General features: G+C 68.0%; 18 protein-coding genes and 1 pseudogene. 12 read left to right on the top strand and 7 right to left on the bottom strand.

The genetic code is table 11. The annotated features are described in order from the left end of the window. From ACFPZ3_RS46390 to ACFPZ3_RS46365, 6 genes are all read left to right on the top strand, one after another. Positions 1–241, top strand: a 241-nt coding sequence (locus tag ACFPZ3_RS46390) for a dihydrofolate reductase family protein (RefSeq protein WP_379520799.1), incomplete at its 5' end; no start/stop codon positions are given. Between the two features lie 93 nt (positions 242–334). Continuing rightward, on the top strand, positions 335–502 hold the full coding sequence (locus tag ACFPZ3_RS46385) for a hypothetical protein (protein WP_379520798.1): 168 nt from the start codon (positions 335–337) through the stop codon (positions 500–502). Then, positions 496–834 (top strand): DUF6461 domain-containing protein, encoded by a 339-nt coding sequence (locus ACFPZ3_RS46380; protein WP_379520797.1) that lies wholly within the window; start codon positions 496–498, stop codon positions 832–834. The genes ACFPZ3_RS46385 and ACFPZ3_RS46380 overlap by 7 nt, the downstream gene beginning before the upstream one ends. 98 nt (positions 835–932) lie before the next feature. Then, positions 933–1,457 carry an orotate phosphoribosyltransferase gene (gene pyrE, locus ACFPZ3_RS46375; RefSeq protein ID WP_379520796.1) on the top strand — a complete coding sequence of 175 codons (525 nt, stop codon included), beginning with the start codon at positions 933–935 and terminating at the stop codon, positions 1,455–1,457. A gap of 483 nt (positions 1,458–1,940) precedes the next feature. Continuing rightward, on the top strand, positions 1,941–2,891 hold the full coding sequence (locus ACFPZ3_RS46370) for a GNAT family N-acetyltransferase (RefSeq protein WP_379520795.1): 951 nt from the start codon (positions 1,941–1,943) through the stop codon (positions 2,889–2,891). Positions 2,892–3,270: 379 nt separating this feature from the next. After that, the gene (locus ACFPZ3_RS46365; protein WP_379520794.1) at positions 3,271–3,591 is read left to right on the top strand and encodes a GYD domain-containing protein; all 321 of its coding nucleotides are present in this window, start codon (positions 3,271–3,273) and stop codon (positions 3,589–3,591) included. 69 nt (positions 3,592–3,660) lie between these two features. Here ACFPZ3_RS46365 and ACFPZ3_RS46360 read toward each other — a convergent pair whose 3' ends face one another. After that, a complete protein-coding gene (locus tag ACFPZ3_RS46360; protein WP_379520793.1) occupies positions 3,661–4,125 on the bottom strand; it encodes an SMI1/KNR4 family protein in 465 nt (154 codons plus the stop codon). A gap of 177 nt (positions 4,126–4,302) precedes the next feature. On the opposite strand from ACFPZ3_RS46360, the gene ACFPZ3_RS46355 reads away from it, so the two are divergent. The 3 genes and pseudogenes from ACFPZ3_RS46355 to ACFPZ3_RS46345 form a co-directional block, all read left to right on the top strand. Next, positions 4,303–5,289, top strand: coding sequence for a phosphotransferase enzyme family protein (locus tag ACFPZ3_RS46355; protein WP_379520792.1), 987 nt, complete (start codon positions 4,303–4,305; stop codon positions 5,287–5,289). 387 nt (positions 5,290–5,676) lie between these two features. After that, positions 5,677–6,324, top strand: a complete 648-nt coding sequence (locus ACFPZ3_RS46350) for a hypothetical protein (RefSeq protein WP_379520791.1) — start codon at positions 5,677–5,679, stop codon at positions 6,322–6,324. Between the two features lie 92 nt (positions 6,325–6,416). Further along, positions 6,417–7,292, top strand: a pseudogene (locus tag ACFPZ3_RS46345) (dihydroxy-acid dehydratase domain-containing protein); the annotation flags it as partial. 25 nt (positions 7,293–7,317) lie between these two features. Here ACFPZ3_RS46345 and ACFPZ3_RS46340 read toward each other — a convergent pair. The 5 genes from ACFPZ3_RS46340 to ACFPZ3_RS46320 form a co-directional block, all read right to left on the bottom strand. Further along, on the bottom strand, positions 7,318–7,926 hold the full coding sequence (locus ACFPZ3_RS46340) for a flavin reductase family protein (protein ID WP_379520790.1): 609 nt from the start codon (positions 7,924–7,926) through the stop codon (positions 7,318–7,320). A gap of 50 nt (positions 7,927–7,976) precedes the next feature. Beyond that, positions 7,977–8,939, bottom strand: coding sequence for a TIGR03564 family F420-dependent LLM class oxidoreductase (locus ACFPZ3_RS46335; RefSeq protein WP_379520789.1), 963 nt, complete (start codon positions 8,937–8,939; stop codon positions 7,977–7,979). Positions 8,940–9,030: 91 nt separating this feature from the next. Then, on the bottom strand, positions 9,031–9,300 hold the full coding sequence (gene rpsO, locus ACFPZ3_RS46330) for a 30S ribosomal protein S15 (protein WP_379520801.1): 270 nt from the start codon (positions 9,298–9,300) through the stop codon (positions 9,031–9,033). 212 nt (positions 9,301–9,512) lie between these two features. Next, positions 9,513–10,244 carry an SDR family oxidoreductase gene (locus ACFPZ3_RS46325; RefSeq protein WP_379520788.1) on the bottom strand — a complete coding sequence of 244 codons (732 nt, stop codon included), beginning with the start codon at positions 10,242–10,244 and terminating at the stop codon, positions 9,513–9,515. Positions 10,245–10,398: 154 nt separating this feature from the next. Beyond that, a complete protein-coding gene (locus tag ACFPZ3_RS46320) occupies positions 10,399–11,415 on the bottom strand; it encodes a helix-turn-helix transcriptional regulator (RefSeq protein WP_379520787.1) in 1,017 nt (338 codons plus the stop codon). A 91-nt stretch (positions 11,416–11,506) separates the two neighbouring features. Here ACFPZ3_RS46320 and ACFPZ3_RS46315 point away from each other — a divergent pair, with 91 nt between their 5' ends. After that, positions 11,507–11,896, top strand: coding sequence for a VOC family protein (locus ACFPZ3_RS46315; protein ID WP_379520786.1), 390 nt, complete (start codon positions 11,507–11,509; stop codon positions 11,894–11,896). Here the strand turns inward: ACFPZ3_RS46315 and ACFPZ3_RS46310 are convergent. Further along, positions 11,876–12,844: a helix-turn-helix transcriptional regulator gene (locus ACFPZ3_RS46310; RefSeq protein ID WP_379520785.1), complete on the bottom strand. Its 969-nt coding sequence runs from the start codon at positions 12,842–12,844 to the stop codon at positions 11,876–11,878. The genes ACFPZ3_RS46315 and ACFPZ3_RS46310 overlap by 21 nt on opposite strands. 52 nt (positions 12,845–12,896) lie before the next feature. Between ACFPZ3_RS46310 and ACFPZ3_RS46305 the strand changes: the two genes are divergently transcribed. Beyond that, positions 12,897–13,460 (top strand): DinB family protein, encoded by a 564-nt coding sequence (locus ACFPZ3_RS46305; RefSeq protein ID WP_379520784.1) that lies wholly within the window; start codon positions 12,897–12,899, stop codon positions 13,458–13,460. Further along, positions 13,457–13,918 (top strand): VOC family protein, encoded by a 462-nt coding sequence (locus tag ACFPZ3_RS46300; RefSeq protein ID WP_379520783.1) that lies wholly within the window; start codon positions 13,457–13,459, stop codon positions 13,916–13,918. The genes ACFPZ3_RS46305 and ACFPZ3_RS46300 overlap by 4 nt, the downstream gene beginning before the upstream one ends.

Genomic DNA, 13,918 nt, shown 5'->3' with positions numbered 1-13,918 from the left:
CGAGATCACCAGGCTCAAGGCCGAGGACGGTGGCCCCATGGACATCTGCGGCGCCACACTCGCCGCGGCGGCCATGCGGGCCGGGCTGATCGACGAGTACGTGCTGGTCACCGCACCGGTCTTGCTGGGCGGCGGCACGCCGTTCTTTACGGCCCTGGACAACTGGGTGAACCTGACCCTGATGGAGACCCGGACGTTCCCCGGCGGCATACTCCTGACCAGGTACGAGACCAGGCGCTGAGTACCCGACCTCGGATCGGCCCGTAACGGCTGCTGCCCATAGCCTGTCCCCGAAAGGGATCATTGTCCAGGCAGGTGCGAAAGGGGGTAGGCAATGGGCGGCGCAGCGCCGATGGATTACGCCTGGTTCGTCGAGGAGTATCAAAAGGACAGCGACCTGATCGGCGTGACGTTCGTGCGAGGCCTGTCGGCGCCACTCCCGGTGACACCTCCCGAGAAGTGGGCATTGCCGCCTACGCGGGAGACGGAGGAGCGGTGCTGATTGACTACCATTGCCAGCCGCTCCCAGAGACCCTCTCCCAGAGTACGGAGACGGCAAGGGCCATTACAGGCATCACCATGGACGAGCACTTCGTCTACTCCGTCGACGGAGTGGTGGTCACGGAATTCGAGCCGCTCTTCCCCGGCGATCGGAACGGCAGCGATCCTGACTGCCTGCTGGCTCATATGCGAGAGTTGGGCATGCCGCTGGACGGAGAGGCCGACTCGCGGACTTCCACTGCTCTCGCCATTGCGCTGGCTGCACGGGCCACTGGGGTCACCCTGACACCGACTCACTACGGGGCGGAGCCCATCGTCGGGTCGATCGACTGAAGGTTCCGACCCAGCGACCTGCCGTGCGATATACGTTCGGGCGCACCTCGGGGAGCCCGGTGTCCGGGCGGGCAGAGTGGCTGCAAGACTGGACGTCTGTGAAACATTCTGATCTTGCTCTCCGTATCCATGCCGCCTCCCATCTGACTGGTCAGTTCACCTTGCGGTCCGGACGTACTGCCACGGAGTACTTCGACAAGTACCGGTTCGAGGCCGACCCCGTTCTGCTGGACGAGGTTGCTCGGCGGATGGCCCCGCTGGTGCCGTCCGGCACGGAGGTGCTGGCGGGTCTGGAAATGGGCGGCATCCCTGTGGTGACAGCGCTCGGTCGGCACACGGGTCTGCCCTGCGCGTTCGTGCGCAAGCAGGCCAAGCCGTACGGCACCTGCCGGCTTGCGGAGGGAGCCGAGGTCGCGGGCCGACGGGTGCTGGTCGTGGAGGATGTGGTCACCAGCGGCGGACAGATCGTGCTGTCGACTGCGGACCTGCGTGGCTTGGGTGCTCAGGTGCACGAGGCCCTATGCGTGATTGATCGTGAGCAAGGCGGTTCCGACGCTCTCGCGGCCCAGGACATCCGCCTGTTGTCTCTGCTGACAGCGGGGGATCTGCGCGCTACTGCCTGACCGGCAGGGAAGCCCTGGCCTACCTTCGCGCCGAGGGACGGATCACCACGGTTCGCAAGCGGGGGTCGATGGTGACCGCTGAGCCAACCCGCGAGCCGTATCACGTTCCCGGCGGAGCGCGGGGTCATCGCGCGCATGCCGACCCAGACGAGCGGCGAGACCTGGCCACATCCGCGGGGTTGCGGGAGCCCGGCGGTGAGGTCCGTCACCGGCGGAAACGTGGTGACGGGCCTCTTGTTTGTGTCTGGCTGACCTGGCGAACTACGGTTGATCGTTCCCATTGCGTTGAATCTTGCGCTGGGAACGCCGGTCACCCCCACGTGGGGGTGACTCATGTCCTTATACCTGTTGCCGCCTTTGGCATCACCGGCTACTCTCTGTTCGAGAAACGATCAGAAGGAGGTGGAAAGCAGCATGTTCGCCCAGATTTCGCGCTTCCACCTCGCGCAGGTGTAGGAGCGCTCCTCTTCACAGGAGAATTCCTTGACCGAACTGGTCTTTCGCCCTCTCAAGAACGAGAGCGAGTTCCCCCGCTTCGACACCATCACCGCGCTGCTGCCCACCACGGGCGTAGGCGTGCGGATGCGTACCTTTCAGGACCTTGCCGCCAGCGGCGACTACCGCCCCGAGTGGGTATGGATCGCCCTGGACGGCGACGATGTGGTCGCCCGCGCTTCCTTCTGGGGGCCTAAGGGCGTTGAGCACCCGATAGCGCTCGACTACTTCGACTTTGACACGGTCGAGAACGGCACCGCCCTGCTCAAGGTCGCCTACGCCGCCCTGGTCGGCCCTGACTATCACAACCCGATGGGCCATCCGCGCCCCGAATACAACCTGTTCCTGCCGGCCGGGTGGAAGGAGGAACCACTGGCACGGGCAGAGGCCAACGCCCGCATCGAGGCCGCGGAAGCGGCCGGGCTCATCTTCAGCGTCGAGCGGCTCAACCTGCGCTGGGAGGCCGAGTACGGACTGCCGCCGCGGCCGACCAGGCTCACTTTTGCCGAGGTAACCGACGATGAGCTGCTGATCGGCCTGCTCGAGCAGATCCTCGACGGCAGCCTGGACGCCCATGACAGGGAGCAGTCGCTGGTCAAGGACCCCACGGTCGTGGCGGCCGAGACGCTGGAGATCATCGCCAACATGCCCGGCGGGCGCGGGCGGTGGCGCCTGGCCTACGACCAGACAGGTGAGCTGGTCGGCATGGTGATGCCCACCCACAACGGCAACTCGGCGACGATCGGCTACATCGGTGTCGCCATCGGCCATCGTGGCCACGGCTATGCCTACGACCTGCTGGCTGAGGCGATGCACATCTTCGCCGACGAGGGCCAGCCGTTCATAACCGACAACACCGATGTCGGTAACTACCCGATGGCCGCGATCTTCGACAGGATCGGTTATCGGATCACCGGGAAGCGAATGCTCTTCAGGTAGCCCGCCACAACTTGTGGGCCCGTCACAGGCAGGCCCACAAGTTTTCCCGCTCATTCTGCGTGGTGTCCTGTCGGCCAACGCGACGAAGCCAGCTTGATGGCGAGGTTGCGCGTCGCGGTCAGAGCGAGGTCGCGCAGGAAGTCCACCGCCGATTGACTCTGTAGTCGAGAAGTGGGACCGGATGTCAGTCTGCAGAGGTACACCATCCGCCGGCCTCTGGCCGCCCGGCCCGATCGGGCACGGCTGTAAACGAAGACTGCGACAGGGGAAAAGTAGTACAGCGGGTGGGATTACCGTCACCCCAAGCCGAGAACTTCGACCCGTGACCGCAATGGCCGCCCCAATCCAGGGGGATCGGCACGAGAAGAGGGGCTCGACCATGCCCAAGTACCTGATTCAGGCGACCTATACCGCAGAAGGCATCAAAGGAGTGTTGCAGGATGGCGGCACCGGACGCCGGCAGGCGGTGGAGCGTATGGCGGAAAGCGTCGGCGGCCGGGTCGAGCAGATGTATTTCGCGTTCGGCGAGGCGGACACGTATGTGATCGTCGATCTGCCGAGCAATGCGGCTTCGGCCGCTGTGGGGCTCACGATATCGGCGTCTGGGGCGGTACGAACGAAGACGTCTGTCCTGCTGACGCCGGAGGAGATCGACGATGCCGCGCGGATGGAGGTGGCGTACCGGGCTCCTGGCGTGTGACAGCCGCCACTCAGCGGCACATCGCGTCGATGAGGCCCGTGAAATGCGGGAACTCCGCTCGTGCGGCAGTCACGATCTGGGTGGGGGAACGGCGGCGGCCGGGAGCGTATCGCTCGGCGATGGTATGGAAGGCCTCGTTCGGCTCTGCAGGGGAGTCGGGGTCCGTGAAGGCTTCGGCGGGGCGGCGAACAGCCAGAGGAGGTCGCAGAGATCGCGGGCGATCACACCGCGCTCACCCTCGGAGCCGATGTAGACCACGGGCTGGTCGGTGATCGCCACATCGGGCCGTACCAGCCAGAAGCCGGCGTAGTCACCACCCCCGGTCTTGCCGAAGAAGCGGAACTCGCTGCCGTCGACCTCTTGGTTGCCGGTCCACAGGCGGAACCACCACGCCGTCCGGTCGGGCTCCTCGAACTGGACGTATGGCTCGAAGTCACAGCCGCGGGCCTCGTCGGTTTCCTCGTCCCACTCCCACTCGAAGCCGACTTCGGCCACCTCGGCCAGGGCAGCGGGCAATGCGAGATCTGCAGACATGTTCGCCACCCCGAAAGATTAGACGATCACTGGAAGCGGTCGAGGTGGGGCTGTCCTGCACGATGGCCCCCCGAACTGCTAATTAGAGCAGTGTGGGCCGGTAGGGAGAGCAGCGCCAGTTGAGGCAGGCGCGCTGACGTGTCCGGGCGTCGCCCCAGGACTCGGTAGCCTGCACGGGTGGGGATCGAACGGCTGGTTCACGCGTACGGACTCGGCGACCTCGAGCGCGTTACGCCGCTCCTGATGGGCTCGATGAACCGCAGCTGGCGTGCCGACACCACGACCGGCTCGTACGCCGTCAAGCAGTTCCTCGACGTCGACGTCGAGCGCGCGCTACGACAGCACACCATCGCGAAAGCCCTTGCCGACAAGGGATTTCCGGTGCCTCGTCCGGTGGAGCTCCCGGATGGTGAACCGCATCTGATGCTCGAAGGACATCCGTACTCGGTCGTCGAATGGGCCGACGGCGAGCACCCCGACTGCACAGAGCTCAGCCTCGACGAGTGCCGGAGCATCGGCACCCTGCTCGGCGAGCTGCAGCTCGCCCTCGCTGAGCTGCTGCCGGAAACTCCGCGTTACGGCAGCACACCATCGCGCGATCCGGCGCTCGCCTTCGGCCAGATCGAGCGGTATCTCGCCCAGATCGACGCCCTGGAGGAGCCCGACGCGTTCGACCATGATGTACGCGACGGCTTGCACGAACGTCGTGACCTCTTGCGGCGCTGGCTTCCTGGCCGGCCGGTCGAGGCTGAGCGCGGTCCGTACGGCTGGAGCCACGGCGACTTCCACCAGAACAATTTCCTGTGGGCGAACGGATCCGTCTCAGCCGTCATCGACTGGGACCGGCTACGGATCTCCCTGCTGGGCTTGGAGCTGGTCCGATCCGCGAGCTTCATGTTCGGCGCCCACACCTCCCACGCGCCCGATCTGCGCCGCGTCTCGGCCTACGCCACCGGCTATCGAGACGTCATCGACGTGACCGACCAGGACATCGCCGACGCGGCCGACCATCGCTGGTGGCACAACCTGACCGGCCTGTGGCCACTCGACGCACGCTACGAACGTGGCGACACCTCCTGCGACCGCTTCTTCCAGCCCAGCCACCACCTGCTCGTCTGGTGGTGCGACCACCGAGCCGAGTTCACCCAAGCCCTGCTGGGTTAGAGAATTCGGAAGTACTCCCTGCCGGAAGCCACCTCGGCGATCGGCCGGAGCGCCACGCCGTACGACATGGGTGGTCAAGCGAGCCGCCGCTTTAGCCGACCGGCGCTGACAGCTGACGCACCTCTGGCGAGCCACGGTCTGGCCGCCTTCCCATGGCCCCACTTTCGCGTCGCCGTCGATGGTCGCGGACCTGGACGATGAGAGAAACTCCGGTGCGGCTTCGAACCAATGATTGTGAAATGGCATCGAACGAGATCACAGCTTCAGGAGGGACTCACGTGATCATCAGGTTGAACGGCACCTTCGGGGCAGGCAATCATGTGGGCCTTTCGCCGGGCGATCGAGGCTGCGCATGACGCAGGTCGCAGCCGTGAGCGTGTCCCAGGCATGGTGATCCGCAAACGCGCCCCACGTTCCACGCAGCGAATCGACGTGACCTGCCTTCCCGAAGACGTCGTGGCGCTCATCGACGCCCTTGAGCCTGGTGAGAACCTGGTCCTCACACGTGACGGCGCGTCGATCGCGACGATCTCCAGCACCATCGACGTGGTCCAAGGCGCCGTCGTCGATCGCGACGCGTCAGATGAGGCCAATGATCAAGTACCGATCGACTACGAGAGCGTGACCGTCGTGGCCACCGCGATGGAGCTGTCGACCGCGGCTCGGGTCGCGCTGTCCACCCAGCTCGGGGCGGACTACGTAGTGCTCGACATGCATGCGGCTCCCGCGACAACCGATGTGCTGCTGATACCTCCAGGCAGCCCGCAGCTGATCGCGGCGCTCCGATCGATGTTCCCGAAAGCTCGCGTCATCGTCACCGAAATCGAGGACCACGAACTCGGAGTTCAGTACTACGGCCCGGTCCGACGGCTACTCGACGCCGGCGCCGATGCGTATCTGCCTCCGGCGACCCTCCCGCACCTGGCCAGGCAGCTGGACTACACACTGAATCATGGGCGCGAGATCGCCGGCGGGGCCGCGACGCCACTGCAGATCACGTCGCCCGTGGAGCCGGCGGATCCAGACGACGAATGACCCCGTCAGGTGGTCACGTCCGTGGACGTGACCCTCACGAGGGTGGGGGCGGCCTGCGCGATCTTTGGTCAGTACGAACTGAACGTGCCCCCAGCAGCGCGTACCTGATGGAGGACGTCCATCGGGCCGGCGGCGTTCCCGCTCTCCTGGGTGAGCTGCACCGCGCCGGGTTGCTGCGCGAGGACGTCCAGGCCGTCCACGCCGGCTCGCTCACCGAGTGGTTGTCCGGCTGGGACGTCCGCGATCCCTCGCCCGCCCCGGAGGCGGTCGCCCTCTTCCTCGCCGCTCCGGGGGGTGTGCGCTCCGCGTCCGCCTGCTCCCAGTCGGCCCGCTGGGAGTCGCTGGACCTGGACGCGGCCGCGGGCTGCATCCGCGACACCGCCCACGCCTACTCACCCGACGGCGGGCTGGCCGTGTTGCGGGGCAACCTCGCTCCGGACGGGGCGGTGGTCAAGTCCGCCGGCGTCCCCGGCGGCATGACCGTGTTCACCGGCGAAGCCGTGGTCACCGACTCCCAGGAGCAGGCGGTGGAAGCGATCCTGTCCGGGCGGGTGCGTCCGGGCAGTGTGCTGGTCATCCGTTACGAGGGTCCGCGCGGCGGTCCGGGTATGCAGGAAATGTTGTATCCGACGGCCTACCTCAAGGGCAGGGGCCTTGCCCACTCCGTGGCGATCGTCACCGACGGCCGCTTCTCCGGCGGTAGTTCCGGTTTGTCCGTCGGCCACGTCTCGCCCGAAGCCGCCGCCGGAGGCCCTCTGGCCCTCGTCGCCGACGGTGACCTGATCACCGTCGACATCCCGGCCCGTACCCTCCATCTCCAGGTGCCGGAGGCGGAGCTCGGCCGCCGAGAGGGCTCGGGTCACCGGCCGCGCCGCCCCGAGCGGCCCGTTTCGACGGCCCTGCGCGCGTACGCGGCTCTGGCCCAGTCCGCCGACAGGGGCGCCGTGCGCGCCCTGCCCGCCGACTGACTCCTTCAGCCTGCCGTGCGAGGAATCATTCGCCCTGCGGCTCCTCGTAGGGGATGCGGTTCAGGTGCAGGATCTCGCCCAGAGTGCCCCACTCGTCGCCGCCGAGCTTGGTCAATGGGCGGAGCCTTGCGGCGTCAGGGCGGCCGTTGACGAGGTACTCCTCATGCACCGCCGCGAGGAAGACCCTGCCGAAGACCAGGGTGGAGTTGCCCATGCGCAGCGTGGTGTGCGAACGGCACTCCAGGACGACGGGAGAGGCGGCCACCCTGGGCGGCCGCACATGACGGCTGGGTTCGCGTTCGATTCCCGCGAAGCTGAATTCGCTGACGGTTCGAGGGAAGTCGGTGGCGGTGTCGCGAATCAGGTGCAGCAGCGGTTCTGAGGAGAAGTTGACGACGAACTCTCCGGTGTCCTCGACATTGCGCAGGGAGTCCTTGCGGCCGATCGAGGTGAACTGCACGATCGGCGGATCGGTGCTGGCGATGCTGAAGAACGAGTGCGGAGCGAGATTCTCCACCGCTTCGTCGGGTGTGACGGTGGAGATCCACGCGATCGGACGCGGAACAACGACCGAGGTCATGAATCGGTAGAAAGCCTGCCCGCCCAAAACCTCGGGATCGAAGTCGACACGCATGCCGCTCAGTATCCATTGCGCTCATACCGCGTAGTCGCCGCCACGCGGAACTACCGCAGGGGGTCGTGCCGATATCGCGCGGCCAGTTCGCCGAGCAGTTTCCAGGTCCGGCGCTCGTCTTCCGCGGAGCCGATCGCGGTCTGGGTGTAGACGAGTTCGGTCACGCCCGCCTCGAAGTACGCGGACACCTGGTCCTCGAGCGATTTCTCGTCCCCGATCGCGACCAGGTCGGCGGGATTGTCGACGCCCTCCCGGTCCAGCGCCGCGCGGTAGGCCGGGATGCTCCCGTAGTACCCCATGTTCTGCTCCGCGCGGGCTCGGGCCCCCGCCACGTCGGCGGTCACCACGCCGGAGACGATCGCGGCGACCCTGGGCGCCGGTCGCCCGGCCGCCCGCGCGTACCGGGTGATGGTCGGCAAGGTGTACTCGGCGAGTGTTCTCGGGCCGGACAGGATCGGCAGCGCGCCGTCGGCGAGTTCGCCGGCGGCACGCAGGGTCTGCTCGCCGGCCGCCGCCACCAGCACCGGTACGCGTGGCTGCGCGCCGGGCACCTTGACCGGGAGGGGCGCTTTGGCGACCAGGGTGTCGCCGTCCAGGTTCGCGTCACCGGTTTCGAACAGGGTGCGCAGCACGTCCAGGTACTCGCGTAGATGACGGACCCTGGGGTGCGGCGTGATCCCGTAGGTCCGCTCGACGAACGACTTGATCGACAGCCCCACGCCCAGGGTGAAGCGCCCGTGGGAGGCCGCCTGCGCGGTCTGGGCCTGCATCGACATCGCGATCGGGTGCCGTGGGTAGATCGGTACGACTGCGGTTCCGAGCTCGATGCCGGGCACCTCGCGGGCGGCCAGCGCGGCCACGGTGATGGCGTCGTGGTCGAACCGCTGGGTGAACCAGGCTGAGGTCAGCCCGGCGGCGGCGAGCTCTTTCACCTGGCTGATCAGGGTGTCGACGGAGTTGGTCCCGGCGGAGAGCCGCGTGTGATCGGTGGGCAGCGCGATGCCGATACGCATGGGGTACTCCACTCTTAACTCGGTTAATATTTTAACTCAGTTAAGGTTACCCCGGCGTGCCGGGGGAGCGGTCGTTCCCCCGGCACGGGCGTCATCGGCGCAGGCCGAGCCGTTGAATGAGGCGTCGGTAGCGATCGATGTCGGTTCTGCGTAGGTACTGCAGCAGTCGCCGCCGACGACCGTTGAGCAGCTGCAACCCGCGACGGCCGTGATGGTCCAGCTGGTGGGTGCGCAGATGCTCGGTGATGTCGGCGATTCGATGGGTCAACAGCGCGATCTGCACTTCAGATGAACCGGTGTCACCTTCGAAGGTCGCGTACTCCGCGATGATCGCTTTCTTGCGCGCGTCTTCGAGCGCCATGATCTCCCTTGATTCCTGGAGGTCGATCAGCGCGCGCAGCGGGGACATGTTCACGCTGACCGGGGTTTTCTCTGCCGCGTTGATCAGGGTCGGTGAACATGCTGTTTCTCCTCCCGTATCGCGATTCAGAAAACGGCTCGCTGTACCGTTGTGCCGATAATTCGCCGGTTGGGACGCGAAGCACAACTGATTTCTTGAAGTGCCCGGTGCGGTCAGCCGGCGGTCGGACCGGGCAGGTCCGCGTGCTGGTACGGCGTCGGCTCCATCCCGCTCTGCACCACCAGCACGGTCCCGGACGACTCGGCATGGAAGAGCGAGTCCACGGCGGCCGCCACCTGGTCGGCCGTCAGCATCGGAATCCCCGCCTCGACCAGCATGTCCCTGGCGGGCGCGAGCAGTGGTGTGTCGGTGAAACCGGGGCAGACGGCGCTGATCTTGACACCCGCCTCGGCCAGCGGCTCCACCAGCGATCTGACGAGGCCGACCACGGCGTGCTTGGTCATCGCGTAGATCGGGTCAGGGCCGAAGCCGACCAGCCCGGCCAGCGACGAGGTGACCACGACGGAGCCGCCGCCGCTGCTCCTGAGCAGGGGGAGGGCGGCCGCGACGCCGTAGACGACGGAGTCGGTGTTGACGCCCATCACCGTGCGGTACCGCTCCGGGTCGAAGGCGGACATGTCGATGCCGCCGTTCGTCCCGGCGTTCAGGTGAACGAAGTCGAGGCGACCGTAGCGTTCGTCAGCGAGCGCCACGGCCCGTGACGACGTCTCCGCCGAGCTGACGTCGCCCACCAGCCACGCGCCGCCGACCTCCTTGGCGACCCGCTCGACGCCCTCGCCGTCACGGTCGACCAGGACGCAGGCGGCCCCGCCGGCGGACAGCCGCCGCGCCACGGCGGCGCCGATGCCACTCGCCGCGCCGGTGATCAATGCGACTGTGCTCATGAACGCTCCTAGGGAGCAGGCGCTGGGGCGCGGCCGGGTGATACTCGTGGATTGTGCTCTCATGCCGCGTCCTGGGCAATCGTTGCTCCCAAGCCCCGAGCGGGTGGTGTTGAACGCGTCGCAGAGGTCGGGGAAGGTACTGCGGTGGCCCGGCTCATGCACCTGGGTCGTCGTGAGGCGGACGTCGCCGGGCCGACTGCGTGAGCCGGTCAGCGAGTGCCACTACGCGGTCGCGGAGTTCGTCCGGGCGTTCGATGACGAACGGCAGGTCCAGCGACGCGAGCACGGCAGGCAGCCAGTCGAGCCGTTCCGCCCGCAGCTCGACGTGGGACCAGCCCGAAGGTGATTCCTCCACGATCGCGACGCCGGCGGGGAGTCGGGTGCGGATCTGCTGGGCTGTTCCCTGGATCCGCAGAGCCACCTCATACCGGTACGGAGCGGTGGCGAACCCCGTCAGGACGCGCTCCGCCGGGTCCAGTTCGGCGGGCGGCTCGAACGCGCCGGGCAGGGGCCTCGCATCGGTGATGCGATCCAGCCGGAACGTCCGGTCCTCGCCGATCGCGGGATCCACACCCGTCACGTACCACCTGCCCGAGTGGGCGACGAGCCCGTACGGATGCAGCGAGCGTTCGCCGCTCCGGCCGTCGGCGGCGGTGTAGCGGATCGAGATCGGCCGGTGATGGCGCACCGCGTCGGCGATCGAGAGCAGGACGGCGGCCTCCGGGGCGGCCGGTTCGCCGGGCGGAGCCGTGAAGGCGAGGGAGTCGAGCACGGCGTCGAGCCTGCGGCGGAGCCGCTCCGGCAACACCCGCCGGATCTTCGCCGCCGCCGTCTCGCTCGCCGTCCCCGTCCCCGTCCCCGTCTCGTTCGCTGTACCGGTCGCCGTCGCCAGGCCGGCTCGCCGGCCCGCGACCAGGCCGAGCAGTACGGCGAGCGCCTCGTCGTCGCTCAGCATGAGCGGAGGCATGCGGTAGCCGGCGGCGAGCCGGTAGCCGCCGTAGCGGCCGCGCACGGATTCGACGGGTATGTCGAGGTCGAGGAGGTGGTCGACGTACCGCCGCACCGTGCGCTCATCGACGTCGAGCCGGTCGGCGAGTTCGGCCACCGTCCGAATGCCTCCCGCCTGCAGGAGCTCCAGGAGGGAGAGCACGCGAGCAATGGGTCGGGACATGTCTAGAAGTCTCCCCTGAATACCGGGCGGGTTCTGTCCGGTATTGGGCATAACGTGCGGTCAGCAGCAGCAACGACCCCTGGAGAACCCCATGAACTTCGTCTCGATCCGCATCATCACGGGCGATGTCGCCCGCCTCGTCAATTTCTACGAGCGCGCCACAGGAGTGCGGGCGAACTGGTCCAATGAGGACTTCGCCGAGCTCAGGACCGCCTCGGCCACCCTCGCGATCGCGAGCACCCGTACCGTTCCGCTGTTCGCGCCCGGCGCCGCCCACCCGGCCGACAACCGCAGCGTCATCATCGAGTTCCTGGTCGACGACGTCGACAGCGTGCACCGGAACCTGACCGGCTTCGTGGGGGACTTCGTCAACGAGCCCACGACGATGCCCTGGGGCAACCGCTCGCTCCTGTTCCGCGACCCCGACGGCAACCTCGTCAACTTCTTCACCCCCGTCGCCTCAGCGGCCGTCCAGAGGTGACGTAGCGGCCGACAGCAGTTTCTCCGCCAGTTCGCGACAGCGGCTGCCGAGCTCCGGAGGGTCGAGCACCTCGAAGTCGTGCCCCAGCAGGAGCATGTGCACGAGCACGAAGTCGAGGCTGGCGCCCCCGCTGAGCACCTCGCAGCGTCCACTTCCTCGCTCTCGTACGGCGGCCGCCGACGCCGGAATCTGCGTGCGTACCGTGTCGGCCGGCGCGTGCACCAGGAAGCGCGCCTGATGCGGATAGACCCGGCTCGCCACGCCCTCCTGCACGTACGTCGCCGCGTCGGGAGCCGGGCGCGGCCGGTAGCGCCAGGTCCGTGCGGACACATCGGACATCCGGTCGACGCGGAAGCTGCGCCAGCCGTCGCGATCGAGGTCGTAGGCGAGCAGGTACCAGCGCCGGTCGGAGGCGACCAGGCGGTACGGCTCGACCCGCCGCTGTCGCACCTGGTCCGCAGACGGGTAGCCGAAGGCGGCCTCGACCTCGTCGCGGCAGGCTCTGGCCAGCGTCATGAGCACCTCGGAGTCGACCGGCGTGCGGCCTCCCCCGAAGGACTCCACCGAGCCGGAGAGCGCGCGCACCTCGGCCTGCAACCGGGTGGGCAGCACCCGGTCGAGCTTGGTCAGCGCCCGCAGCGCGGCGTCGCCCGCGCCCGCGACCGCGCCGCCCGCGCCGGCGAGCAGCGAGACCGCGGTGGCGATCGCCTCCTCGTCGTCGAGGAGCAACGGCGGCAGGTCCTGGCCGGGGCCGAGCTGGTAGCCGCCGCCGGTGCCCTGGCTGGCGTGCACCGGATAGCCGAGCGTACGCAGCCGCTCGACGTCGCGTCGTACCGTGCGCGGCGTCACCCCGAGCCGGTCGGCGAGCTCGGGGCCGGTCCAGATCTGGCGCTGCTGCAGCAGCCCGAGCAGGGTGAGCACCCGCTCCGTCGTTCCCCGCTCTTCCACCCCGCCACGATAGCGGACCGATCCTGTCCGCTTGGGGTGTCAGGGTGGAGCCATGGACGAACACGAAATCGACTGGAACCGTGCGCTGCGCGAGCAGTGGGAGTGGCACTGGAACCACCAGCTCCGAGACCGGCTCGACGGCCTCACCGACGACGAATACTTCTGGTCGCCGGTGCCGGACGCCTGGAACGTACGGCCGCGCGGCAGCTCGAAGATCGGTTCAGGGGACTTCACGATCGACTTCAGCTTCCCCCAGCCGGTCCCCGAACCTTTCACCACGATCGCCTGGCGACTCGGGCACGTCATCGTCGGCGTGCTCGCCGCGCGTAACGCGGCGCACTTCGGCGCGCCGGCGGCGTCGTACGAGAGCTGGGAGTACGCCGGCAGCGCCGCCACCGCGCTCGACCAGCTCGAAACCCAGCTCGACGTCTGGACGGCCGGGGTACGCGGCCTGAGCGAGGCCGAGCTCCGGATCCCGGTCGGGGAGAAGGAGCCCTACCCCGAGGCGCCCATGGCCGATCTGGTGCTGCACATCCACCGCGAGCTGATCCACCACCTGTCCGAGGTCTGCCTGCTGCGCGACCTGTACCTGCACACGAATCGAGCATCCCGATGAGCCGCCACATCCAGGTCACCTTCGACGCCCACGACCCGCGGGCCCTGTCGTCCTTCTGGCGCGACGTCCTGGGCTACGTCCATCCGGGCCCGCCCGGGGTCGACCTGCCCGCGGGCGCCGACCCCCTGGCCGCGTGGGACGACTTCCTTTCGCGGATCGGCGTACCGGAGGAGCAGCACAACGAGAGGTCGGCCGTCGAGGACCCGGACGGGCACGGCCCACGGCTGTTCTTCCAGCGGGTGCCGGAGGACAAGGTCGCCAAGAACCGCCTCCACCTCGACGTCCGCGCCGCTCCCGGACTTCAGGGAGCGGAGCGGATGGCGGCGCTGGAGGCCGAGTGCGACCGGCTCGTCGCGCTCGGAGCCAAGCGGGTGCGCCGCTACGAGCCCGAGCCCCCGATGAGCGCCGGCCTCATCGTGATGACCGACCCCGAGGGCAACGAGTTCTGCCTGGACTGA

The sequence above is a fragment of the Nonomuraea insulae genome (genome assembly GCF_042656245.1).
The sequence above is the reverse complement of the archived record's forward strand: the minus strand, read 5'-3'. Positions and strand labels throughout refer to the sequence as shown.

Coding starts and splice junctions, on each gene's coding strand:
- ACFPZ3_RS46360 (WP_379520793.1), bottom strand. CDS start 4,125: ATGTCTGCAGATCTCGCATTGCCCGCTGCCCTGGCCGAGGTGGCCGAA.
- ACFPZ3_RS46350 (WP_379520791.1), top strand. CDS start 5,677: ATGGTGATCCGCAAACGCGCCCCACGTTCCACGCAGCGAATCGACGTG.
- ACFPZ3_RS46385 (WP_379520798.1), top strand. CDS start 335: ATGGGCGGCGCAGCGCCGATGGATTACGCCTGGTTCGTCGAGGAGTAT.
- ACFPZ3_RS46340 (WP_379520790.1), bottom strand. CDS start 7,926: ATGCGTGTCGACTTCGATCCCGAGGTTTTGGGCGGGCAGGCTTTCTAC.
- ACFPZ3_RS46300 (WP_379520783.1), top strand. CDS start 13,457: ATGAGCCGCCACATCCAGGTCACCTTCGACGCCCACGACCCGCGGGCC.
- rpsO (WP_379520801.1), bottom strand. CDS start 9,300: ATGGCGCTCGAAGACGCGCGCAAGAAAGCGATCATCGCGGAGTACGCG.
- ACFPZ3_RS46325 (WP_379520788.1), bottom strand. CDS start 10,244: ATGAGCACAGTCGCATTGATCACCGGCGCGGCGAGTGGCATCGGCGCC.
- ACFPZ3_RS46365 (WP_379520794.1), top strand. CDS start 3,271: ATGCCCAAGTACCTGATTCAGGCGACCTATACCGCAGAAGGCATCAAA.
- ACFPZ3_RS46315 (WP_379520786.1), top strand. CDS start 11,507: ATGAACTTCGTCTCGATCCGCATCATCACGGGCGATGTCGCCCGCCTC.
- ACFPZ3_RS46335 (WP_379520789.1), bottom strand. CDS start 8,939: ATGCGTATCGGCATCGCGCTGCCCACCGATCACACGCGGCTCTCCGCC.
- ACFPZ3_RS46320 (WP_379520787.1), bottom strand. CDS start 11,415: ATGTCCCGACCCATTGCTCGCGTGCTCTCCCTCCTGGAGCTCCTGCAG.
- ACFPZ3_RS46305 (WP_379520784.1), top strand. CDS start 12,897: ATGGACGAACACGAAATCGACTGGAACCGTGCGCTGCGCGAGCAGTGG.